Below are 22,450 nucleotides of genomic sequence, written 5' to 3'. Positions count from 1 at the left end.
ATTACCTTTTTCTTCCGGAGATCCATAATGGTTTCAGTCCGACTGCCCGACGGTTCCGTCCGTCAATTCGATGCCCCGCTGACCGTGGCACAAGTTGCGTCCAACATCAGCACCAGCCTGGGCAAGGCGGCCCTGGCCGGCAAGGTTGATGGCAAGGTCGTCGATACTTCCTTCCTGATCGAGAAGGACTCCGACGTCGCCATCGTGACCGAAAAGGATGCGGAAGGCCTGGACGTGATTCGCCACTCGACCGCCCACTTGCTGGCCTACGCCGTCAAGGAGCTGTTCCCTGATGCGCAAGTGACCATCGGCCCGGTCATCGAGAATGGCTTCTACTACGACTTCTCCTACAAGCGTCCGTTCACCCCGGACGACCTGGTGGCGATCGAGAAGAAGATGGCCGAGCTGGCGAAGAAAGACGAGCAGGTGACCCGCAAGGTCCTGCCGCGCGACGAGGCCGTGGCTTACTTCAAGTCCATCAACGAACATTACAAGGCCGAGATCATTGCTTCGATCCCGTCCAATGAAGACGTGTCGCTGTACACCGAGGGGAGCTTCACCGACTTGTGCCGTGGTCCGCACGTGCCGTCGACCGGCAAGCTGAAGGTCTTCAAGCTGATGAAGCTGGCCGGCGCCTACTGGCGCGGCGACAGCAAGAACGAAATGCTGCAGCGCGTGTACGGCACCGCCTGGACCAAGAAGGAAGACCAGGAGCAGTATCTGTTCCAGCTGGAAGAGGCGGAGAAGCGCGACCACCGCAAGCTGGGTAAGCAGCTCGACTTCTTCCACTTCCAGGACGAGGCTCCAGGCCTGGTGTTCTGGCATCCCAAAGGCTGGACCATCTGGCAGCAAGTGGAGCAATACATGCGCCGCAAGTACCAGGAAAACGGCTACCAGGAAGTGAAGGCGCCGCAGATCCTGGACGCTTCGCTGTGGGGCAAGACCGGACACTGGGAAAACTACCGCGAGAACATGTTCGTGACCGAGTCCGAAAACCGTTCCTACGCGCTGAAGCCGATGAATTGCCCGGGCCACGTGCAGATCTTCAACAGCGACCTGCGTTCTTATCGCGACCTGCCGCTGCGTTACGGTGAATTCGGCCAGTGCCACCGCAACGAGCCTTCCGGCGCCCTGCACGGCATCATGCGCGTGCGCGGTTTCACCCAGGATGATGGACACATCTTCTGCACCAACGAGCAGATCGAGCCGGAAGTGGTGTCCTTCCACCAGCAGGCGATGGAGGTTTATAAAGATTTCCATTTCGAGAACATTGACGTCAAGCTGGCGCTGCGTCCGGACAACCGCATCGGCGACGACGAGGTATGGGATAAGGCTGAAGAGGCGCTGCGCTCCGGCCTGCGCGCCTGCGGCGTGACCTGGACCGAGCTGCCAGGCGAGGGTGCTTTCTACGGGCCGAAGATCGAGTACCACCTGAAGGATTCGCTGGGCCGTCCATGGCAGGTTGGCACCATGCAGGTCGACTTCTTCATGCCGGGCCGCCTCGGTGCGGAATATGTTGCGGATGACAACACCCGCAAGACCCCGGTCATGCTGCACCGTGCCATCGTGGGTTCGCTCGAGCGCTTCATCGGCATCCTGATTGAGAACTATGCCGGTGCGCTGCCGATGTGGCTTGCCCCCCAGCAAGTATCGATTCTGAACATCAGCGATGCCCAGGCGGATTACTGCAAAGCGCTTGAAACCAGGCTGCGCAAGCTGGGCTTCCGCGTTGCTGCTGATTTGCGCAACGAGAAGATTACGTATAAAATCCGCGAACATTCCGTCCAAAAAGTGCCTTTCATCCTCGTGGTGGGCGACAAAGAACGGGATGCCAACACCGTGGCCGTGCGTGCCCGGGGCAATATCGATCTGGGCGTCATGTCGATCGAAGCCCTGGTGGAGCGACTGCAGCAAGACGTCGCTACCAAAGCCTGATGCGTGAAACACCGCAACCGGCCGACTAACCAAAATTGAAGGAAACACCATAGCTACTGACAAGTCTTCCCATCGCATCAATGGCGAGATCACCCACCCTGAAATGCGTCTGTCGGGTGTGGAAAATGAACCGCTGGGCATCGTAAGCCTGGCCGAAGCCTTCCGCCTGGCGGAAGAGGCCGATGTCGACCTGGTCGAGATCGCGCCGAACGCGAGTCCCCCAGTCTGCCGGCTGATGGATTACGGTAAGTTCAAGTATTCGGAACAGAAAAAGGCGCACGAAGCCAAGTTGAAGCAGAAGGTGATCTCGGTGAAGGAAGTCAAATTCCGTCCGGGCACCGATGATGGCGACTACAACATCAAGCTGCGTAACCTGACCAAGTTCCTGGAAGAGGGCGACAAGACCAAGATCACCCTGCGTTTCCGCGGCCGTGAAATGGCCCACCAGGACATCGGCATGCGTATGCTGGAGCGTCTGAAGGCTGACCTGGAGGCGGTAGGCCAGGTTGAGCAGTTCCCGAAAATGGAAGGCCGCCAGATGATCATGATCCTGGCGCCGAAGAAAAAGAAGTAATCGGCCTCCGAGGCTAAGAAGGGCAGACTGCGGTCTGCCCTTTGTTTTTCCAGGAGTTATGTTATACTCCTGGGTTCCCGTGAGAGTAGGCACTAAAAGTGCAGCAGAGTTGTTGCCACCTACAATCCGGTCATTATTGGAGCATTCACATGCCAAAAATGAAAACTAAGAGCTCCGCGAAAAAGCGTTTTCGCGTGCGCCCAGGTGGCACCGTTAAGTCGGGCATGGCCTTCAAACGCCACATCCTGACCAAGAAGACCACCAAAAACAAGCGTCAGCTGCGTGGTACCCGTAACATCAATGCGTCGGACGTGACTAGCGTTCTGCGTATGATGCCAACCGCTTAATCTCACATTATTTAAGGAGCTACTATGCCTCGAGTAAAACGTGGGGTTACCGCGCGTGCCCGTCATAAAAAAGTACTGAACCTGGCCAAGGGTTACCGCGGTCGTCGCAGTAAAGTATTCCGTATTGCCAAGCAAGCAGTGATGCGCGCTGGCCAGTACGCATACCGCGACCGTCGTAACAAGAAGCGCGTCTTCCGCGCCCTGTGGATCACCCGTATCAACGCGGCTGCCCGCGAACACGGCGTGACCTACAGCGTGTTCATGAACGGTCTGAAGAAGGCCGCTATTGAACTGGACCGTAAGGTCCTGGCTGATATGGCTGTGATGGACAAGCCTGCATTTGCAGCGATTGTCAACGTCGTCAAAGCCAAGATCGCTGCTTAATTGCCAGTGATGTGTGCCGCCTTCGGGCGGTGCTCATAAGAAGCGGGACATGGCTTAGCTATGTCCCGTTTTTAATTTCCAAAACAGGAAAAAGTCGGATGAACTCGCTCGAACAACTCGTCGTCTCCGCGCAGGCTGACTTCCTCGCCGCCGCAGACGCTGCCGCACTTGAAAACGCCAAAGCCAAATACCTTGGCAAGACTGGCCAGATCACCGAAATGATGAAGGGCCTGGGCAAACTGGACCCTGAAGAGAAGAAGGCGCAGGGCGCCCTGATCAATGCCGCCAAAGTGCAGATCGAGGCCGCGCTGACAGCGCGCCGTGATGCGCTGGCCGAAGCCCAACTGCAGCTGCGCCTGAATGCTGAAGCGATCGACGTATCGCTGCCGGGCCGCGGCCGTTCCCAAGGCGGCATCCATCCCGTGATGCGCACCTGGGAGCGTGTGGAAGAGATCTTCCGCTCGATCGGCTTCGACGTCGCTGCCGGACCTGAGATTGAAACCGACTGGACCAACTTCACCGCACTGAATTCGCCTGAGAACCATCCGGCGCGCTCGATGCAGGACACCTTCTACGTTGAAGGCAACGACAGCACCGGCAAGCCGCTGCTGCTGCGTACCCACACCTCGCCGATGCAGGTGCGCTATGCGCGCAACAACAAGCCGCCGATCAAGGTGATTGCACCTGGCCGCACCTACCGCGTCGACTCCGATGCGACCCATTCGCCGATGTTCCACCAGGTCGAAGGCCTGTGGATCGCGGAAGACATTTCCTTCGCCGACCTGAAGGGCGTGTACCTGAATTTCGTCAAAGCTTTCTTTGAGACGGACGACCTGCAAGTGCGTTTCCGTCCTTCGTATTTCCCGTTCACCGAACCGTCGGCGGAGATCGACATCGCCTTCGGCAGCGGCCCCCTGAAAGGGCGCTGGCTGGAAGTGTCCGGCTCGGGCCAGGTGCATCCGAACGTGGTGCGCAACTTCGGCCTCGATCCAGAGAAGTACATCGGCTTCGCATTCGGCTCCGGCCTTGAGCGCCTGACCATGCTGCGCTATGGCGTGAATGACCTGCGCCTGTTCTACGAAGGCGATTTGCGCTTCCTGAAACAGTTCAACTAAAAGAATACGAAGGCACCCAAACATGCAATTCTCTGAAAACTGGCTGCGCACAATGGTCGATCCGAAGATGACTTCGGATGAACTGGCACACATGCTGACCATGTCCGGCCTCGAAGTGGAAGACATCGATCCTGTCGCGCCGCCATTCACCAACGTGGTGGTGGGCCATGTGCGCGAAACCGCCAAGCACCCGAATGCCGACCGCCTGAATGTCTGCCAGGTGGATGTGGGCACCGGCACGCTGCTGAACATCGTCTGCGGCGCGCCGAACGTGCGTCCGGGCCTGAAAGTGGCATGCGCCATGGCCGGCGCCGTACTGCCGCCGGGCGCCGACGGCAAGCCGTTCGAAATCAAGGTTGGCGAGCTGCGCGGCGTCGAGTCGCAGGGCATGCTGTGCTCCGCGCGCGAACTGAAGCTGTCGGAAGACCACGGCGGCCTGATCGAGCTGCCGGACGACGCGCCGATCGGCCAGAACATCCGCGACTACTTCGCGCTGAACGACCTGAAATTCACCATCAAGCTGACCCCGAACAAGGCGGACTGCCTGTCGGTGCTGGGCGTGGCGCGCGAAGTGGCGGCATTGACCGGCTCGCAACTGAGCCTGCCGCAGAACCGCATCGTGCCGGTCACGCTGGACGAGAAGCTGGCAGTGAAGGTGAGTGCACCCGACCTGTGCGGCCGGTTCGCCGGCCGCGTAATCCGCGGCCTGAACGCCAAAGCCGAAACCCCGGCCTGGATGAAGCAGCGCCTGGAGCGCAGCGGCCAGCGCCCTGTGTCGGCACTGGTGGACATTTCCAACTACGTGATGCTGGAAATGGGCCGTCCTTCGCACGTGTTCGATCTCGACAAGATCCACGGTTCGCTGGACGTCCGCTGGGGCAGGAAGGGCGAGCAGATCAAGCTCCTGAACGGCAACACGATTGAAGTCGATGAGTGGGTTGGCGTAATCGCCGACGACAAGGAACTGGAATCGCTGGCCGGCATCATGGGCGGCGACGCCACCGCCGTGTCGGACGACACTGCCAACATCTACCTGGAAGCAGCATTCTGGTGGCCGAACGCCATCCAGGGCCGTGCCCGCAAGTACAACTTCTCGACCGACGCGGCGCACCGCTTCGAGCGCGGCGTGGACTTCGCCTCGATCCCTGAGCACCTGGAGCGCATCACTGCGCTGCTGCTGGAAGTCTGCGGTACGCCTGACACCATGGTCGGCGCCATCGACGACCAGGTCGTCAACCTGCCGCAGCGCGCGCCAGTGCAAATGCGCACTGCACGTGCGGCGAAGGTGATCGGCGTTGCGCTCAACGACGACATGATCGCCGACATCTTCAAGCGCCTGGGCCTCGAGTTCAAGCTGGCCGACGGGGTATTCAGCGTCACCGCGCCGTCCTACCGCTTCGACATCGAAATCGAGGAAGACCTGATCGAAGAAGTGGCCCGTGTGTACGGATTCGAGAACATCCCGACCCTGCCGCCGGTGGCCGCGGCCGAGATGCTGATCGCCCCCGAAAATACCCGCTCGATCTTCGCCGTGCGCCACCAGCTGGCCGACCTGGGCTTCCAGGAAGTGGTCAACATGAGCTTTGTGGAAGCGCAGTGGGAGCTCGATTTCAACGGCAACGACAGCCCGATCAAGCTGCAGAACCCGATCGCTTCCCAGATGTCCGTCATGCGCTCGTCGCTGATCGGCAGCCTGGTGGCTAATGTGCGCTACAACCTGAACCGCAAACAGCCGCGCGTGCGCCTGTTCGAAGTCGGCGCCATCTTCAAGCGCGACGCCTCGGTGCAGGACGGTCCGCTGACCGTGGCCGGCTACGACCAGCCGCAGCGCGTTGCGGCCATGGCCTACGGCCCGGTCGCCGACGAGCAGTGGGGCCAGAAAGCCCGCGACGTCGACTTCTTCGACGTCAAGGCCGACCTGGAAGCCCTGTTCGCGCCGCGCCAGCTGCGCTTTGCCAAGCTGGCGCACCCAGCCCTCCACCCGGGCCGCGCTGCTTCGGTGGAGCTGGACGGCAAAGTCATCGGCTTCATCGGCGAATTGCATCCGCGCTGGCTGCAAAAGTACGACCTGCCGAAGGCACCGGTCCTGTTTGAAGTCGATGCCGTTGCGCTACAGCAACGCGACGTGCCAGAATATGAAGAGATTTCCAAGTTCCCCGGCACCGCGCGCGACGTGGCCTTGGTGGTGAAGCAAGCCGTTCCAGTGCAGGACCTGCTCGACGCCTTCCATGGCGCCGTAACGGCCCATGCTCAAGGGCGCATTGTGCAAGCCATTGTTTTGTTTGATGAATATCGCGGCCAAGGCCTGGAAAGCGACGAAAAATCGCTTGCTTTCCGCTTTAGCTTGCAAGATACTCAAAACACCCTGCAGGACGATGTCGTGGACGAGTTGATGAAGACGCTGACCGCTCACGTTGTCCTGGCACACGGTGCGAAACTGCGGGCTTGATTTAACAATCCAGTATCACCAGCGAGTCCGGCACTGCCGGACTCATGTACTTTAAAAGGCAGGGCAGCAAAATTAATAACAACGACGTCGATTCCGCCGTACTTGAATCCGCATTGGACGCCGAACTGCACAGCGCCATGCAGAATGCCAAGGTACGCCAGGAAGCTGAAAAAGATTTGCCTACGCTGACCAAGGCGGAACTGGCCGAACTTTTGTTCGAACAGGTGGGCCTGAACAAGCGCGAGGCCAAGGACATGGTCGAGACCTTCTTTGACGAAATCCGCAATGCGCTCGAACGTGGCGAGGCGGTGAAGCTGTCCGGTTTCGGCAACTTCCAGCTGCGCGACAAGCCGCAGCGTCCGGGCCGCAATCCGAAAACCGGCGAGGAAATCCCGATCACGGCACGCCGTGTGGTGACGTTCCACGCCAGCCAAAAGCTGAAAGGCATGGTCGAAGACAGCGCCGGCACGGCGCGCGCATCCTGAACTGCATAGGTGCGTGAATGACCGACCGACCTGGCAAGGCAGACCTGGTAGTGTTGCCGCCGATTCCGGCGAAGCGCTATTTCACCATTGGCGAGGTCAGCGAACTGTGCGGCGTCAAGCCGCATGTGCTGCGCTATTGGGAGCAGGAATTCACCCAGCTGAAACCGGTCAAACGGCGCGGCAACCGCCGCTATTACCAGCATCATGAAGTGCTGCTGATCCGCCGCATCCGCGAGTTGCTGTACGAGCAGGGCTTTACGATCAGCGGTGCCCGCAACAAGCTTGATAGCCGCGCTGCCGATTCGGCGCAAGGCGAGTATGATGAAGCTCCTGGCATGGCACACGAAGCGCCGCCGCTGGACCGGGAAATGCTGCGCAGCGAGCTGCACAGCATCCTCAAGCTACTAAAGTTGTAAGCAGCTGTAGCAAGGGCGCTTAGGCGTCCTTTTTTTCGGTTAGACTCGGCTAAACTGTTAAACCATTGGTGCTACAATATTAACGTTATGATTTTGCTAGTGATACTGCAGACGCTGGCTCCGTTCCCAAGCTAGGAATTCAAGAGGGAAGACAATGATTCGCGTAGCCATCTGTGATGACCACCAGATTGTACGGGCAGGTTTCAAGCAAATCTTTTCGTCGTCGGACGAATTCAGCGTAGTCGCCGAAGGGAGTACCGGGCGCGAGGCGCTCGACATCGCACGCAAGGAAGTGTGCGATGTGCTTTTGCTTGACATCGCCATGCCGGACCAGAGCGGTATCGATACTCTGCGTACCATCCGCCAGGGCCAGCCGGACTTGCCGGTGCTGATCCTGTCCGGCTATCCAGCCCAGCAATATGCGCTCAACCTGTTCAAGATGGGCGCCAACGGGTACCTGAACAAGGAATGCGACCCGGAAGAGCTGATCAATGCCGTGCGCACGGTGCACCAGGGGCGGCGCTATGTCAGTTCGCAAGTGGGCGAACTGCTGGCGCAAAGCTTCGACCGCGATCCGAATACGGCCCTGCATACGGAGCTGTCGGACCGCGAATTCCAGGTGTTCCTGCGCCTGGCACGCGGCGCCACCGTGTCCGACATCGGCACGGCGCTTTCGCTGAGCATCAAGACCGTCAGTACCTACCGCACGCGCATTATGGAGAAGATGGGCTTGCAGTCGAATAGTGACTTGACGTACTACGCAATGAAAAACAACCTGCTGGACTGATACGTCTGGTTACATTTTTGCGGTGCTGCACAATTAGCTTTCCGTGCGGCAGCATCTTGCTGCGGGTCTATAATGGGGAAAATGTACTTCACCATCGAACCAGCGCCGCGGCACCGGCTGCCGCTTTATAAAACGCTCTTGTGCGTTACCTGCGCGCTGATCCTGATTGTCAACGGTTTCAGCCTGTTCCATAACCTGCAATCGCTGAAAGGTGCCAATGAACAGTTGGCCCTGAGCTCGCGCGTGGCCGAGCGCTTGCAGTATCTGAATGTGCTGGTCCTGGATGCCGACAGCAGTGCGCGCGGCTACTTCATTTCCGGCAAGGAGACCTACCTCGGGCCGACGCGCTCGGTGGTGACGGAATCCGAGCATCAATTCCGCGAGCTGGAAAAGCTGCTCGCCAATAACCCTATCCAGTTGAAAAACCTGCAGCAATTGCAGGTGCTGGTGCGCAAGCGCGTGGCCATCCTGACCCAGGCGATCGAAGTCTACAGGCACGGCGGGCTGGACGACATCGTCAATATCGCCAGGGTCAGCGACGAGCGCAGCGGCATGGATGAAATCCGCCTGCAAGTGGTGATCATGGTGCGCGAGCAGGGCGAGGCGATGTCGGCGCGCGCCGCCAGCTTCTACCAGGAATACCAGAAGGCTGTGGTGATGGGGGCCGGCATCAACGCCATCGCGATCGTGGTGCTGGTGATGTTCTACCAGCTGGTAAGGCGCAGCTTCGTGCACCGGGCAGCGGTGGAGCATGCGCTGCAGCTGTCCAATGAAAGCCTGGAATCGATGGTGCAGCAGCGTACCGAACAACTATCGGTGCTGTCGCGCCACCTGATTTCAATCAGCGAAGAAGAAAAGATGCGCCTGTCGCGCGAGCTGCACGACGAGATGGGTGCCAACCTGACTTCGATCAGCATGGATATCGCCGCTGTCGCGCACCAGCTGCAAAAGACCAATCCGGAACTGGCCGCGCAATTGCGCCGGGCGCGCGGTACGCTGGTCGATACGGTGGAGCTGAAGCGCCGCATCATCGAAGATTTGCGCCCAAGCCTGCTGGACAACCTGGGGCTGTGCGCGGCGATCGACAGCTACTGCGAAGACTTCACGCGCATGGCCAATATCCCGTGCGAGACCGAGATTGGCCCCGACATCGATGCAGTGGCCAAGGCGGGCGACAGCAGCCTGTCGATTGCCTTGTTCCGTATCGTGCAGGAATCGCTGACCAATATCCGCAAATATGCCAAGGCCGGCCATGTCAGCGTCTCGCTCAAGCTGCAGCGCGACGACATGCTGGTGCTGCGCATTATCGACGATGGTATCGGGATTGCCGCTCCTACGCTGGCCAAGCCGATGTCGCATGGCTTGCTGGGGATGCGGGAGCGGGCTTTGTTGCTGGGCGGGATTCTGAACATCCGCCGGGGGCGGGGAGACCGGGGAACCTGTATCGAGGTTTATATTCCCCTGAAAGGCCGGGGCAAGCGCACAGTCGGCGCCGTGCCCCCGGCAATGCTGCATCCTAGCAGCACGCTACATCAGCGAGCAGACGATCATACTCAACCTTCGCCACCTTATAGCATTCGCCCGCATATCGTTCCAGACCTTCACGATCAATGACCGTGATGTTGCCGCGGCGGTAGGTGATCATGCCGTCTTCCTGCAGCTTGCCGGCGGCGGCGGTGATGGATTCGCGGCGTACGCCCAGCATGATCGAAATCATTTCCTGGGTCACCTTCAGTTCGTTGCTGGCGGAACGGTCCAGGCGATCGAGCAGCCAGCGGCAGAGTTTCTGCTCGATCGAGCTGTGGCGGCCGCCGACGGCGTTTTGCGCCATCTGCGCAAACAATGCCGCGTTATAGCGCATCAGCAGCTGGGGCAGGGCGCCGCCCTGGTTGAAAGCGTCGCGCAGGGCTTGCGCTTTCAGGCGGTAGCCGTAGCCGGCGCTTTGCACCACGGCGGTGCTCATGGCGCGTTCACCGGCAAACATCGACACGCCTACCACGCCTTCGTGGCCGACGACGGCGATCTCGGTGGTGGCCCCGTCTTCCATCACGTACAACAGGGACAGGATGGCGGTGGTCGGGAAATACACATATTCGAGCTTGCTGCCGAATTCAAACAATTCCTTGCCGAAAGGCAACTGCACCAGCTCAAGGTGCTCAAACAGGGCTTCCAGTGCTTCACGAGGGAGGGCTGCCAGCAGTTCGTTTTGCTGGGCGCCGCTGTAGCTGACAACAGGCCGGGACGCAACTTTGAACTCGGTCGAACCAATAGGCATTGCTTGCGACAGCGAGTTCCTGGCAGAGATGCTAAGTTGAGTGTTGTTCATTTTATCCTCACAGAACTAAAGTACACGGTATTGCAGTCGGCATTCCTAGACGTGCTGCTTGCCGATCGCGTTGGTAATACTTTAATTTTCTATGTGAGAGATGAACATAAGACCTGTTACCTCCTTCATGTAGGCTGGCAACATGGCAGTTTGTCAGGCTAGTCCTACAACATTGTAATTTTAGCTGGCGCACTGTTGAAAATGGGTACCGGCAGGGCCGCATCGGACCGTGTTGCCCATCAGTTGCCAATTGTTACCTCGTGATGAATCGGGGCATAATGCGCGGTATTCAACTTATTCCAAGCCTCATGCACGTAATCCTGGTAGAAGACGACGCAGTATTGGCCGATGGCGTGCTCCGGGTGTTGTCCGGCCATGGCATGAAGGTGGAGCTGCTGCAAAACGGCAGCGAAGCCGATGCCGTGCTGCAGCGCCCGGGCCCGGTCGACGTGCTGGTGCTCGATATCGGCCTGCCGGGGCTGGACGGCTTTGAAGTAGTGCGCCGCCTGCGCGCCCGCGGCAGCCAGTTGCCCGTCCTGTTGCTGACGGCGCGCGATGCGGTGGAAGACCGCGTGCGCGGCCTGGAACTGGGCGCCGACGATTACCTGGTCAAGCCGTTTGCCACGCCGGAACTGGTGGCGCGCCTGCGGGCGCTGGCGCGGCGCCACGCACCCAAACCCAGCGTGCTGCAAATGGGTTCGCTGGTGCTGGACCTCGGGGCCAAGCGCGCCCGCGTGCGCGATGCGGTGATCGACCTGTCGGTGCGCGAATGGGCAGTGCTGGAATACCTGCTGCAGCATAGTGCGCGCGTGGTCAGCAAACAGCAGATTATCGATGCCATCTTGCCGTGGGGCGAGGATGTGACGCCCAACGCGGTCGAGGTCTACATTTCGCGCATCCGCCAGAAGACCGCCGATGCCGGCATCAGCATCCGCACCATCCGCGGCTTTGGCTATATGCTGGAACCGGCCAATGGGTAAGATCCTTGGATAGCATCCGCCTGCGCCTGCTCAAGTGGCTGATCGGCCCGGTTCTTTTGCTGAACCTGGCCGGCGTGACGCTGAGCTATGCGCTGGCCTGGATCCCGGCCCAGATTGCCTTTGACCAGTCGCTGAGCGACGCCGCCGCCATGCTGGGCGCCCATGTCAGCGAACGTGAAGGGCGGCTGGTGCTGGACTTGCTGCCGGCCGCCGAACGCGTGCTGCGGGAAGACGAATTCGACAAAGTGTATTTTTCCGTGCGCGACAGCCAGGGCCGCCTGGTGGCGGGCGACCGCATGTTGCCGCGACTGCCGGCGCGTGCCGGTGCGCCCGCAGTCGACAGCGTGGTGGAAATGAACCCGGTGCGCATGGTGGCGCTGCCGGTGCTGACCGGCCAGCAGCAGGGCATCGTGGTGGTGGCCAAGACACTGCGCAAGCGCGGCCAGGCCCGTACCGCCATCGTGCGCGCCATGCTGCCGCTGGCGGCCGTGTTCACGCTGGCCTCGGTTGGGCTGGTGTGGTTGTCGGTGACCAGCGGCCTGGCGCCGCTGCATAAGGTAAGGGCCGGAATCCAGGCGCGCAGCGCCGAAGACGTGTCGCCGATCCCGCCGGCCGACGTGCCGCTGGAAGTAATGCCGATGGTGCGCTCTTTCAATGGCCTGCTGGAACGCGTGCGTGAAGGCGCGCAGGCGCAGCAGGACTTCCTGGCCAACGTGGCGCACCAGTTGCGCACGCCGCTGGCCGGCATGCGGACCCAGATCGAACTGCTGGCGGCGCAGCAATGCACGCCTGCCGTGGCCTCGTCGCTGGCGATGATGCAGGCCTCGATCGAGCGAATGATCCGCCAGGTCAACCAGTTGCTGGCGCTGGCGCGTGCCGAGCCCGGCCCCTTGCGCAAGACGCGCATGGAGCGCATGTCGCTCGACCAGTTGCTGGAAGAGTCGATCCAGCATTTCGTGGAGCAGGCGCTGCGCAAGGATATCGACCTTGGCTTCGACTTGCAGCACACCAAAGTCACCGGCGACCGTTTCCTGCTGCGCGACCTGGTCGATAACCTGGTCGACAATGCCATCCGCTACACGCCGCCCCAAGGTACGGTGACGGTCAGCTGCTTCCCGCACCTGGGCGGCGGCATGCTGACGGTGGAAGACTCCGGCCCCGGCATCCCGCCGGCCAAGCGCACCGCCGTCTTCCAGCGCTTCCAGCGGCTCGATGAAAAGACCAATGGCAGTGGCATCGGCCTGGCCATTGTGCGCGATATTGCCACTGCCCATGGCGCCAGCGTGGCCATCGACACCCCTGCCAGTGGGCGGGGCGCACTGTTTTCCGTGTATTTCCCCTCATAAAACTGCTCCTGTCAGGTATTTGTCAGGTTTTCCTCAGGGTAATGCAAGCTTGCTTGTCTAGACTTGCATTATCAAATACCAGTTTTGGAGCAAATACATGGACCAGCACCAGGCCAGCGCATCCCGCCAGATGGGCTTCACGCTGATTGAACTGATGGTGACAGTGGCAATCATTGCCATCCTTGCCGCGGTGGCAATCCCCGCCTATTCGGATTACATCAAGACCGGCCGCCTGCCGCAGGCGACCAATAACCTTTCCGCCATGCGCGCCAAGCTGGAGCAATACTTCCAGGACAACCGCACTTATATTGGCGCCTGCGCCGCCGGCACCATTGCCGCGCTGCCAGCTGCGGATGACTTCACCTATACCTGTCCAACCCTGACCGCCACCACCTATGTCGTGAAGGCCGTGGGCAGCGGCGCGGTCGCCGGTTTCGCCTACACGATCGACGAGTCGAACAACAAGAAGACCGTTGCCTTGCCAACTGGCTGGGGCACGGCCTCCGACTCGGCGCCGATTACCTGCTGGGTGCGCAAAAAGGGTGGCGCATGTTAAGCCGTCGCCAACAGGGCATGACGCTGATCGAGGTGATGGTCAGCGTTGCCATCCTCGCAGGCCTGCTGGCGATGGGCATTCCGGCGTTCTCCAGCTGGATCCAGGACACGCATAACCGCACTGCCGCCGAATCGATCCTGAACGGCTTGCAGACTGCGCGCGCCGAAGCGGTGCGGCGCAATACGGTGGTGCGCTTCAGCCTGACCGACGTGGACGGCAAGGTAAGCTGGACTGTCGGCTGCCCGACCGTGACTGCCAATTGCCCTGCTGACATCCAGAGCCGTCCGGCTGCTGAAAGCGGCGCGATGGCCAAAGTGACCGTCAGCGCCGACCCGATTCCGGTGCCGGCGCCCGCCGGCTATTTCACGGCCCTGATCACGGACGCGGGCGCACTGCCGGCCGAAGTCAATTTCGATGGACTGGGCCGTGTGTTGACGCCGCCGGCGGGATCCCTGTTCAACCGCGCCGACGTGACCAGCACGGCCAACGCCAGCGCGCGCCGCTATGTGGTGGTGGTGTCAAGCGGCGGCCAGATTCGCATGTGCGACCCGAAAATCGCGTTTGCCACCGACCCTCGCGGCTGCAGCTAAGGAGAAATTCATGAAATCTCAACGCACATTGCGCAAGCAAAGCGGCATAGCGCTGGTAGAGGCCCTGGTTGCCATCGTCATCTTTGCATTCGGCGTGCTGGCCATTGTCGGCTTGCAGTCGGCTTCCGTGCGCCAGGTAAGCGACGCCAAGTACCGCATCGACGCGGCCAATCTCGTCAGCCAGTCGCTGGGCGCGATTTGGGTGGATCGCGAGAACGTCCAGGCGTATGTCGTCAGGGACCAGGCAGTCAGCACTTTGCCGAACGGGAAACTGACCATCGCGGTGTCGGGGCCATGGAACGCTGCGGCAGGCGTTACGGTCACGGTGTCCGTCAGTTGGAAAGCGCCGGGCGAAAGCCAGGCTCACACACAGACCAGCGTGCAGTTTATCGCCGGTTAAAAAAGGAATAATCCAATGCACGACAAGCAAAACGGTTTCGGCCTGGTCGAGATCATGGTGGGCCTGGGCGTCGGCATGCTGGCCATGGTGGTCGTAATGCAGGTGTTCAGCCAGGCGGAAGGGCAAAAGCGCACCGCCACCGGCGGCGCCGATGCGCAGAGCAACGGCGCGATTGCCCTGTCCATGATCGAACGCGATGGCAAGATGGCAGGCTGGGGCATGGCCAATTCGATGTTCTCCGGCTGCAATACGACCTACAGCTACTGCGACGGCGACATCAGCTGCGGCGGTACGGCCGGCCCGCTCACTGGCTTATCGATGGCGCCAGCCGTGATCACCGATGGCGGCGACAACCCCGACAGCTTCCTGGTGCAGTACTTCGCCAACCCAAAGGAAGGTTCGTTCCGCTACCCGTCCAGCACGGAACTGCGCAGCAATATGCCGCAGCCATCGGCCGAACTCAATGTCGGCAACACGGCAGGCTGCCGTGAGGGCGACATGATCCTGGTGCAGCAGAACGGTAAGTGCACGCTGATGCAGGCGACCCAGATCCAGGACGAGGCCCTGAAAATCCAGCACAATCCCGGCGCCAGCGGACATTACAATCCACCGGCCGCCTACCAGACTGCCAACAACTGGCCTGCCTACACGAAGACGGCAAAACTGTCCTGTTTCGGCGCGCCGCCGGGCGGCGCCTTGTACCAGCGCTCCTATAGCGTGAATAACCTGCACCAGTTGCTGCGTTCCGATAATTCGGCCAACCCGGCAATCGTGAACGATGTGGTGGCGCCGGAAATCGTCGACATGCAGCTTCAGTACGGGATCGCGCTTGCCGACCCGAAAAAGGTCGATTCCTGGGTCTCGGCCACCGGTACCTGGGCCCATCCAACGCCGGCGCAATTCCTGCTCGTCAAAGCGGTGCGCGTCGCCCTGGTGGCGCGCAGTGTGCAGTACGAGAAGCCGGCTGCCGGTGCGCAATGCACCACTACGACCGATACCATGGTCGCTAACTGGTCAAGCTGGGCAACCTTCAAGACCACCAGCTATCCGGCCGACTGGAAGTGCTACCGCTACAAAGTGTTCGAGACGATTGTGCCGTTGCGCAATGTCATTTGGGGATAAGACCATGAACCACAACAAACAAGCCGGCGCAGTCCGGCAAGCATGGCAGCAGGGCGTGATCCTGCCTGTCACCCTGATTGTGCTGGTGGCCATGACGCTGGCCGGCATTGCATTGCTGCGCTCGGTCGATACCACGGCCGTGATCGCCGGCAACCTGGCCTTCAAGCAAAGCGCCACCGCCAGCGGCGACGCCGGTGTGGAAGCGGCAATTACCTGGTTGACCCAGAATGCGCCAACCGGCTTGCTGGACCAGGATTTGCCAGCGAGCGGCTACTATGCAACGCGCCAGGACGCCCTGGACCTGACCGGCAACAAACGCGATCCGGAACCCACTGCGGCCGACGACCTGGACTGGGATGACGGCGGCGCTGTCACCAAGCTGCAGAAGGACGCGGCCGGCAACGACGTGGCCTATGTCATCCACCGCATGTGCGATGCCGCCGGTGCGCTCGATGCCCGGACCTGCTCCACGCAGCAGGTGTTCATGAAGGGCAAGAACGACGGCGCGGAAGCCCAGATGGGCGGCTATCACGAAGGCGAAATCGACAATTCGTCGATCCGCGCTTTCTACCGCATTACGGCACGGGTAACCGGGCCGAGGAATACCACCAGCTACGTTCAGGCTGTGGTCTCAATCTAACGCAGGAGATATCAAATGGACTGGACCAATGTCCCACAGCCAGGCCTGCGTGCCTCGCTTGCCGCGCTCGGGCTGGGCCTGATGCTGGCCATGCAGCCGGCCGCTGCCGCCCCCACCGAACTGGCGGATATTCCGCTGGCCAACGCCACCACCGCGCCTATTTTGCCCAACATTATGTTGGACCTCGACAATTCGGGCAGTATGGCGTGGAGCTATATGCCCGATTACGTGCGCTACACCTCGCTTGGCAACTTCGGCACCATGTGCCGCGGGCCGAACAGCAGCAATACGCTGGTCGTGTGCGAACCCGGTGACGCGCCATTCTTTGCCAGCGCCTTCAACGGCCTGTACTACAACCCGGCGATCCGGTATTCGTGGCCGACCAAGGCCGACGGCAGCTTATTGCCCGACCATAACGGCAAGACCGCCTATGGCTCGCCCTGGAGTACCGTGGCCAGCGATGGTTACGGCGTGCAGGCGATCGACGAGACCAGTGCCGAACAGCCAAGCGCCAACCCCTGCAAAGGGGTGGTCTCGGGCGGCAACTGCCCGCGCCTGTCGAGAACCGCCACGGTAAATCTGGTGACAGGGTATCCGGAGCGCATGTGGTGCAAGAGCTCCAATGACGTGCCGCCGAGCACCAATTGCAGATCGGAGGTGGTGGGTGGCAACTATTCCTATCCGGACGGCACATACAGGAACCTGGTTTCGGTGGATGGCGCACCTTACTACTACAATGTGAGCGTTGAGTGGTGCAACACAGCGGATAGCACGCCGAACCAGAATTTCGGCAAGGCCGGCACCTGCCAGGCCAAGAAGACCGCCACCTACAAGTACGTGCGCTACTTCAACTGGTCGCGCGTCGACATCAAGCCGGGCACGGTGTTTCCGACCAAGGCTTCCGGTCGCAGCGATTGCGCCGGCGCCACCTGCACGTATGCCGAGGAAATGTCGAATTTCGCCAACTGGTTTGCGTGGTACCGCACCCGTACCCAGATGACCAAGAGCGCGATTGGACAGGCATTCAAGGACGTGCGCGGCACCCCGGTGTCCACCGATCCTGATGACTCTGCCTATCTGCACGCCCGTATTGGCTTGACCACGATTAACAACCCGATCGCACTGAATATCGAGAACTTCGACACAACCCAGAAGGAATCGTTCTACACCAACCTGTACAGCTTCGATCCGCTGGGCGGTACCCCACTGCGCAATTCGCTCGATTCGCTGGGCAAGATGTACATGGGCACGAGCACCACCTACAGGGATCCGGTGCAGTATTCCTGCCAGAAGAACTTCACCATCCTGGCAACGGATGGCTATTGGAACGACGGCTATAGCGGAGTAGGCGACACCGATGGCGCCGCGGGCGTGTCACTGCCATCGCGCGATGCCCTGAAGACCGGCAACACGCTGGCGGACGTGGCGTATTACTACTACCACACCGACCTGCGTTCATCATGCACGACGAAAGATGTGTGTACCGACAACGTTGCGCCATCGGGCGCGAATGCGGACGTGGACGACGTGGCGCAGCATCAGCACATGACCACGTTCACCATCGGCCTCGGGGTAGATGGTACGCTGACATACGATCCGAACTACAAGACCAATAGCTCGGGCGACTACTTCAACATCAAGCAGGGCGTCACCAGGTGGCCGGCGCCAAGCAGCAACTCGCCCGAGACTATTGACGACTTGTGGCACAGCGCAGTCAACGGCCGCGGCACCTACTTCAGCACGCGTGACCCGGAAGCGCTGGAAGGCGGCCTGCGCCGCGCGCTGCGCAGCATCGACAGCGTGACCGGCAACGGCGCGGCGGCGGCAACCAGCGCCCTGCAGCCTACCGCAGGCGACAACTTCATTTACGTGGCAACTTACCGCACCGTGAAATGGGACGGCGACGTCAGCGGCTATTCCATCAACCTGTCCACTGGCGCAGTATCGACCACGCCGCTGTGGCAGGCGGAACCGCTGCTGCGCAACAAGATCGCTGCGGCGGGCAATTCCGACAGCCGCGTTATTTACACTGCCAACGGCACCACCCGCACCCTGTTCGCCAGCGGCACCGGCGGCCTGACTGCCGCGCAGCTTGCGCTGTTCGACACCAGCCGGCTGAGCCAGGCGAGCGAATGGTCGGCTACGCAGCGCACGGCTGCCACCCCGGCTTCTCTGGTGAATTACCTGCGCGGCCAGGACCGCAATGAAGACCAGGATCGCACCGTCGCGTACGGCGCCTATGAGCGCCTGTACCGCGACCGCGAAAAAGCCCTGGGCGACATCGTGCACTCGCAGCCGATCTATGTGAAGGCGCCGCCGTACAATTTCAGCGATGACGGCTACCTGGAATACAAGGCTGCCAATGTGGATCGCCAGCCGACCCTGTATGCGGCCTCCAACGACGGCATGCTGCATGCGTTCGATGGCGAAACCGGCGAGGAACGCTGGGCCTATGTGCCGCCGGCGGTACTGCCGGACATGTGGCGCCTGGCCGATGCCAACTACGGCAGCCAGCACCGCTACTACCTGGACGGTCCGTTGACCATGAGCGATGCCAAGATCAACGGCAGCTGGAAAACCATCCTGATCGGCGCCATGGGCAAGGGCGGCCGCGGCTACTATGCGGTCGATGTAACCGACCCGGCGGACCCGCGTCCGCTGTGGAACTATACCGCCAACGACAATCCGCGCATGGGCTACAGCTTCGGCACGGCCTTCATTACCAAGATGGCCAACGGCACCTGGGTCGCCGTGCTGGCTTCGGGCTACAACAACGTGCCGGAAGGGACGAAATATGCCGGCGCCGATGGCCGCGGTTATATCTTCATCCTCGACCTGGCCAGCGGCACGCTGCTGAAAACCATTTCGACCGGCGTCGGCAGCACTGCCAACCCGAGCGGCCTGGCGCGTATCAATGTGCGCTCGCCTGACTTCACCACGAATAACACCGCCATCGGTGCTTATGGGGGCGACCTGACCGGCGTCATGTGGCGCTTCAACCTGGAAGCCGGCACGGCGACGAAGCTGGCGGAATTTGCGGACAAGCCAATCATGGTTGCGCCGGCAATGGGTGAAATCCAGGACAAGTTTGCCGTGTTCTACGGTACTGGCCGCTACCTGGGCCAGGGCGACCTGGACGACACTGGCACCCAGACCATCTTCGGCATCAAGGACGATGGCAGCACCACGGTCACTGCCAGCAGCCCACTGGTTTCGCAGACGGTGACGACGTCGGGCACCACCCGCAGCATCACCAACGCCGCAGTTGAGTGGAACACCAAGATGGGCTGGCGTGTCGACTTGCCGGACACCGGCGAGCGCGTCACGATTGCGCCGCAGCTGTTCCTGGGCACGCTGGTGTTTTCCTCCACGGTGCCGTCGGTGTCGGCCTGCCAGCCAGGCGGTTATGGCTGGCTGTACCAGATCGACTACAGGACTGGCGGCAACGTCCAGACCAACATCCCGGCCGGCCTGAAGTACGCAACGCCGATCGTTGGCACCAGTGTGGTCAAGCTGCCATCCGGCACGCCGCTGATTTATCCGGTGGGTGCGTCGAAAGGCATCGGGGTGCCGGCTGTCATGCGCCTCGGGCCGCCTGGTGACAATGACGCCAAGGTCCGCGTCCTGTGGCGCGAGATCTCGGACTGACCGGCCTGTGATGGTGAGCCGTCTCCGCCCCTGGCTGGCGCTGGCCGTATCGGCGCTGGTGCACGTCGGCCTGGCGCTGTTCCTGGTGGGCCATGCAAGCCGCGTCGCCAGGGAAGGCGGCAACGCGGCGCAGCCAGGTCCGGCCATGATGGTGCGCCTGGTCGGTGCCGTGCGGCCGGCAGCGCAAGACAGGGTGACGCTGGCCGCGGCGGATCTGACGGCGGCGGTGCCGGCCAGCAGGCCGGCACCAGCTGCCGAGCTGCGGCCTCAGGCGGAAGCGGGCGGGAACGACGGCGTCGAAGTGCAAGAGAGGCATTACTTCGGCGCCAGCGCCATGACGCAGCAGCCGGAAGTAGCGGAAGGCCTGGTTGGCGGCAAACTGCTGGTAGTGCCGGGCATTACCCCGCAAGCGGTAGACCTGCAAGTCTGGATCAGCGATGAAGGCGCCGTCGAACGCGTCGCCCTGGATTCGCCAATGTCCGAGAAAGAAAAGCAGATGCTGCTGGCGGCTTTCGCCAGCGTTCGCTTCCAACCCGGCCGTATCGGGCGTATTGCCGTGCGCGGCCACGTGGCGCTGCAAGTGATGCTCGATTACGCCCTCCGGATGTGAGGGGAGTGGTGGTAAAATAGCGGGTTTTCCGTCTGCGCCAACCGCTGGCTGCCATCATGTCTGACGATATCCAAATTCAATCTTCGAGCAAGACCCCCGCGCTGATTGCGCGCGAAGTCGCTCGCCGCCGTACTTTCGGCATTATTTCCCACCCGGATGCGGGTAAAACCACGCTGACCGAGAAGCTGCTGCTGTTCTCGGGCGCGATCCAGATGGCCGGTACCGTCAAGGCGCGCAAGAGCGGCCGCCACGCCACCTCCGACTGGATGGAAATCGAGAAGCAGCGCGGCATTTCCGTGGCTTCCTCGGTGATGCAGTTTGAATTCCGCGACCACATTATCAACCTGCTCGACACCCCCGGGCACCAGGACTTCTCGGAGGACACCTATCGCGTGCTGACCGCGGTCGACTCGGGCCTGATGGTGATCGACGCCGCCAAGGGTGTGGAAGCGCAGACCATCAAGCTGCTGGACGTCTGCCGCATGCGTCATACGCCGATCGTCACCTTCATGAACAAGCTGGACCGCGAATGCCGCGATCCGCTGGAGCTGCTGGATGAAGTTGAGTCTGTGCTGAAGATCCAGTGCGCGCCGGTGACCTGGCCGATCGGCATGGGCAAGAACTTCCGCGGCGTGTACCACCTGATCAACGACGAGATCCTGCTGTTCCGCGCTGGCGAAGAGAGCTTGCAGGGTTTCGAGGTCATCAAGGGCATCGACAATCCGCGCCTGCAGGAGATGTTCCCGATGGAGATGGACCAGCTGCGCATGGAGGTGGAACTGGTGCACGGCGCCTCCCATCCATTCAGCCTGGAAGACTTCCTGGCTGGCAAGCAGACCCCGGTCTTCTTCGGTTCCGCGATCAACAACTTCGGCGTGCGCGAGATCCTGTCCGCGCTGGTCGACTGGGCGCCTGCGCCGGAATCGCGCGACGCTTCGGTGCGCACCGTGCAGCCGACCGAAGAGAAGTTCTCCGGCTTCGTGTTCAAGATCCAGGCCAATATGGACCCGGCGCACCGCGACCGTATTGCTTTCCTGCGCGTTTGCTCGGGCAAATTCGAGCGCGGCATGAAGGTCAAGCACCTGCGCCTGAACCGCGAGGTGAAAGTGTCGTCCGTGGTGACGTTCATGGCGTCTTCGCGCGAACAGGTGGAAGAGGCTTACGCGGGCGATATCATCGGCCTGCCGAACCACGGCAATATGCAGATCGGCGACTCCTTCTCGGAAGGCGAGATGCTGCAGTTCACCGGCATCCCTTACTTCGCGCCGGACTTCTTCCGCCAGGTGCGTATCCGTAACCCGCTGAAGATCAAGCAACTGCAGAAGGGTTTGCAGCAGTTGGGCGAAGAGGGCGCGGTGCAGGTGTTCAAGCCAGTGCTGGGCGGTGAAGTGGTGCTGGGCGCGGTCGGCGTGCTGCAGTTCGAAGTGGTGGCTTCCCGCCTGTTGAACGAATACGGCGTGGATGCGGTGTTCGAAGGCACTTCGATTTCGACTGCGCGCTGGGTTTCCTGCGACGACAAGAAGATGCTGGCCGACTTCGAGGCGGCACTGGGCCATAACGTGGCTTATGACGCTGCGGGCAATATGGCTTACCTGGCGACTTCCGGCGTCAACCTGCGCCTGACCCAGGAGCGTTGGCCGAAGCTGACCTTCCACGCAACGCGCGAACACGCGACCAAGCTGGACTAAAACCGGTAAGGCGGGGTCTGACCCGCAGCCGTTTGTTGGGTTTGAGGCCTTT

General features: G+C 61.2%; 21 protein-coding genes. 20 read left to right on the top strand and 1 reads right to left on the bottom strand.

The window, feature by feature from the left end; translation table 11 throughout:
• The first annotated feature begins 27 nt into the window (after positions 1–27).
• From thrS to ASD07_RS01985, 10 genes are all read left to right on the top strand, one after another.
• Positions 28–1,935 carry a threonine--tRNA ligase gene (gene thrS, locus ASD07_RS02030; RefSeq protein WP_055924387.1) on the top strand — a complete coding sequence of 636 codons (1,908 nt, stop codon included), beginning with the start codon at positions 28–30 and terminating at the stop codon, positions 1,933–1,935.
• 49 nt (positions 1,936–1,984) lie between these two features.
• On the top strand, positions 1,985–2,509 hold the full coding sequence (gene infC / locus ASD07_RS02025) for a translation initiation factor IF-3 (protein WP_082507057.1): 525 nt from the start codon (positions 1,985–1,987) through the stop codon (positions 2,507–2,509).
• Positions 2,510–2,658: 149 nt separating this feature from the next.
• On the top strand, positions 2,659–2,856 hold the full coding sequence (gene rpmI / locus ASD07_RS02020) for a 50S ribosomal protein L35 (protein WP_028101212.1): 198 nt from the start codon (positions 2,659–2,661) through the stop codon (positions 2,854–2,856).
• Between the two features lie 24 nt (positions 2,857–2,880).
• Positions 2,881–3,240: a 50S ribosomal protein L20 gene (gene rplT, locus ASD07_RS02015; RefSeq protein ID WP_028101213.1), complete on the top strand. Its 360-nt coding sequence runs from the start codon at positions 2,881–2,883 to the stop codon at positions 3,238–3,240.
• Positions 3,241–3,338: 98 nt separating this feature from the next.
• Entirely contained in the window at positions 3,339–4,355 is a 1,017-nt protein-coding gene (gene pheS, locus ASD07_RS02010) for a phenylalanine--tRNA ligase subunit alpha (RefSeq protein WP_055924381.1), read from the top strand.
• Between the two features lie 22 nt (positions 4,356–4,377).
• Positions 4,378–6,804: a phenylalanine--tRNA ligase subunit beta gene (gene pheT / locus ASD07_RS02005; protein ID WP_055924378.1), complete on the top strand. Its 2,427-nt coding sequence runs from the start codon at positions 4,378–4,380 to the stop codon at positions 6,802–6,804.
• Between the two features lie 137 nt (positions 6,805–6,941).
• Positions 6,942–7,289 carry an integration host factor subunit alpha gene (locus ASD07_RS02000; RefSeq protein ID WP_055925271.1) on the top strand — a complete coding sequence of 116 codons (348 nt, stop codon included), beginning with the start codon at positions 6,942–6,944 and terminating at the stop codon, positions 7,287–7,289.
• Positions 7,290–7,306: 17 nt separating this feature from the next.
• Complete coding sequence (locus ASD07_RS01995) at positions 7,307–7,705, top strand: MerR family transcriptional regulator (RefSeq protein ID WP_055924375.1); 399 nt, start codon at positions 7,307–7,309, stop codon at positions 7,703–7,705.
• Positions 7,706–7,859: 154 nt separating this feature from the next.
• On the top strand, positions 7,860–8,492 hold the full coding sequence (locus ASD07_RS01990) for a response regulator transcription factor (protein ID WP_055924372.1): 633 nt from the start codon (positions 7,860–7,862) through the stop codon (positions 8,490–8,492).
• 81 nt (positions 8,493–8,573) lie between these two features.
• Complete coding sequence (locus ASD07_RS01985) at positions 8,574–10,106, top strand: CHASE3 domain-containing protein (RefSeq protein ID WP_055924369.1); 1,533 nt, start codon at positions 8,574–8,576, stop codon at positions 10,104–10,106.
• Here the strand turns inward: ASD07_RS01985 and ASD07_RS01980 are convergent.
• Positions 10,009–10,818, bottom strand: a complete 810-nt coding sequence (locus tag ASD07_RS01980) for a Crp/Fnr family transcriptional regulator (RefSeq protein ID WP_055924366.1) — start codon at positions 10,816–10,818, stop codon at positions 10,009–10,011. The two genes, ASD07_RS01985 and ASD07_RS01980, sit on opposite strands and share 98 nt — an antisense overlap.
• A 308-nt stretch (positions 10,819–11,126) precedes the next feature.
• Between ASD07_RS01980 and ASD07_RS01975 the strand changes: the two genes are divergently transcribed.
• From ASD07_RS01975 to ASD07_RS01930, 10 genes are all read left to right on the top strand, one after another.
• Positions 11,127–11,798, top strand: a complete 672-nt coding sequence (locus ASD07_RS01975) for a response regulator transcription factor (RefSeq protein WP_055924363.1) — start codon at positions 11,127–11,129, stop codon at positions 11,796–11,798.
• 5 nt (positions 11,799–11,803) lie between these two features.
• Entirely contained in the window at positions 11,804–13,144 is a 1,341-nt protein-coding gene (locus tag ASD07_RS01970; RefSeq protein WP_055924360.1) for a sensor histidine kinase, read from the top strand.
• A 97-nt stretch (positions 13,145–13,241) separates the two neighbouring features.
• Entirely contained in the window at positions 13,242–13,700 is a 459-nt protein-coding gene (locus ASD07_RS01965; RefSeq protein WP_055924357.1) for a type IV pilin protein, read from the top strand.
• Entirely contained in the window at positions 13,694–14,290 is a 597-nt protein-coding gene (locus tag ASD07_RS01960) for a GspH/FimT family pseudopilin (protein ID WP_082507056.1), read from the top strand. Before ASD07_RS01965 ends, ASD07_RS01960 begins: the two co-directional genes overlap by 7 nt.
• 10 nt (positions 14,291–14,300) lie before the next feature.
• A complete protein-coding gene (locus ASD07_RS01955) occupies positions 14,301–14,690 on the top strand; it encodes a prepilin-type N-terminal cleavage/methylation domain-containing protein (protein ID WP_055924352.1) in 390 nt (129 codons plus the stop codon).
• A gap of 15 nt (positions 14,691–14,705) precedes the next feature.
• Positions 14,706–15,812 (top strand): PilW family protein, encoded by a 1,107-nt coding sequence (locus ASD07_RS01950; RefSeq protein WP_055924349.1) that lies wholly within the window; start codon positions 14,706–14,708, stop codon positions 15,810–15,812.
• 4 nt (positions 15,813–15,816) lie between these two features.
• Positions 15,817–16,452 carry a hypothetical protein gene (locus ASD07_RS01945; RefSeq protein WP_055924346.1) on the top strand — a complete coding sequence of 212 codons (636 nt, stop codon included), beginning with the start codon at positions 15,817–15,819 and terminating at the stop codon, positions 16,450–16,452.
• 15 nt (positions 16,453–16,467) lie between these two features.
• Entirely contained in the window at positions 16,468–20,100 is a 3,633-nt protein-coding gene (locus ASD07_RS01940; protein WP_055924343.1) for a pilus assembly protein, read from the top strand.
• A 10-nt stretch (positions 20,101–20,110) separates the two neighbouring features.
• Positions 20,111–20,710, top strand: a complete 600-nt coding sequence (locus ASD07_RS01935; RefSeq protein WP_055924340.1) for a hypothetical protein — start codon at positions 20,111–20,113, stop codon at positions 20,708–20,710.
• A 56-nt stretch (positions 20,711–20,766) separates the two neighbouring features.
• On the top strand, positions 20,767–22,398 hold the full coding sequence (locus ASD07_RS01930; protein ID WP_055924337.1) for a peptide chain release factor 3: 1,632 nt from the start codon (positions 20,767–20,769) through the stop codon (positions 22,396–22,398).
• Positions 22,399–22,450 lie beyond the last annotated feature (52 nt).

Source organism: Duganella sp. Root336D2 (assembly GCF_001425005.1).
Taxonomy (GTDB): domain Bacteria; phylum Pseudomonadota; class Gammaproteobacteria; order Burkholderiales; family Burkholderiaceae_D; genus Rugamonas.
The sequence above is the reverse complement of the archived record's forward strand: the minus strand, read 5'-3'. Positions and strand labels throughout refer to the sequence as shown.

What these genes read in the sequence shown, in the direction of transcription:
- pheT (WP_055924378.1), top strand. Translation starts at nt 4,378, where the DNA reads ATGCAATTCTCTGAAAACTGGCTGCGCACAATGGTCGATCCGAAGATG.
- thrS (WP_055924387.1), top strand. Translation starts at nt 28, where the DNA reads ATGGTTTCAGTCCGACTGCCCGACGGTTCCGTCCGTCAATTCGATGCC.
- ASD07_RS01945 (WP_055924346.1), top strand. Translation starts at nt 15,817, where the DNA reads ATGAACCACAACAAACAAGCCGGCGCAGTCCGGCAAGCATGGCAGCAG.
- rpmI (WP_028101212.1), top strand. Translation starts at nt 2,659, where the DNA reads ATGCCAAAAATGAAAACTAAGAGCTCCGCGAAAAAGCGTTTTCGCGTG.
- ASD07_RS01965 (WP_055924357.1), top strand. Translation starts at nt 13,242, where the DNA reads ATGGACCAGCACCAGGCCAGCGCATCCCGCCAGATGGGCTTCACGCTG.
- ASD07_RS01985 (WP_055924369.1), top strand. Translation starts at nt 8,574, where the DNA reads ATGTACTTCACCATCGAACCAGCGCCGCGGCACCGGCTGCCGCTTTAT.
- ASD07_RS01935 (WP_055924340.1), top strand. Translation starts at nt 20,111, where the DNA reads ATGGTGAGCCGTCTCCGCCCCTGGCTGGCGCTGGCCGTATCGGCGCTG.
- ASD07_RS01950 (WP_055924349.1), top strand. Translation starts at nt 14,706, where the DNA reads ATGCACGACAAGCAAAACGGTTTCGGCCTGGTCGAGATCATGGTGGGC.
- ASD07_RS01990 (WP_055924372.1), top strand. Translation starts at nt 7,860, where the DNA reads ATGATTCGCGTAGCCATCTGTGATGACCACCAGATTGTACGGGCAGGT.
- rplT (WP_028101213.1), top strand. Translation starts at nt 2,881, where the DNA reads ATGCCTCGAGTAAAACGTGGGGTTACCGCGCGTGCCCGTCATAAAAAA.
- ASD07_RS01995 (WP_055924375.1), top strand. Translation starts at nt 7,307, where the DNA reads ATGACCGACCGACCTGGCAAGGCAGACCTGGTAGTGTTGCCGCCGATT.
- ASD07_RS01960 (WP_082507056.1), top strand. Translation starts at nt 13,694, where the DNA reads ATGTTAAGCCGTCGCCAACAGGGCATGACGCTGATCGAGGTGATGGTC.
- ASD07_RS01980 (WP_055924366.1), bottom strand. Translation starts at nt 10,818, where the DNA reads ATGAACAACACTCAACTTAGCATCTCTGCCAGGAACTCGCTGTCGCAA.
- ASD07_RS01955 (WP_055924352.1), top strand. Translation starts at nt 14,301, where the DNA reads ATGAAATCTCAACGCACATTGCGCAAGCAAAGCGGCATAGCGCTGGTA.
- pheS (WP_055924381.1), top strand. Translation starts at nt 3,339, where the DNA reads ATGAACTCGCTCGAACAACTCGTCGTCTCCGCGCAGGCTGACTTCCTC.
- ASD07_RS01975 (WP_055924363.1), top strand. Translation starts at nt 11,127, where the DNA reads ATGCACGTAATCCTGGTAGAAGACGACGCAGTATTGGCCGATGGCGTG.
- ASD07_RS01930 (WP_055924337.1), top strand. Translation starts at nt 20,767, where the DNA reads ATGTCTGACGATATCCAAATTCAATCTTCGAGCAAGACCCCCGCGCTG.
- ASD07_RS01940 (WP_055924343.1), top strand. Translation starts at nt 16,468, where the DNA reads ATGGACTGGACCAATGTCCCACAGCCAGGCCTGCGTGCCTCGCTTGCC.
- ASD07_RS02000 (WP_055925271.1), top strand. Translation starts at nt 6,942, where the DNA reads ATGCAGAATGCCAAGGTACGCCAGGAAGCTGAAAAAGATTTGCCTACG.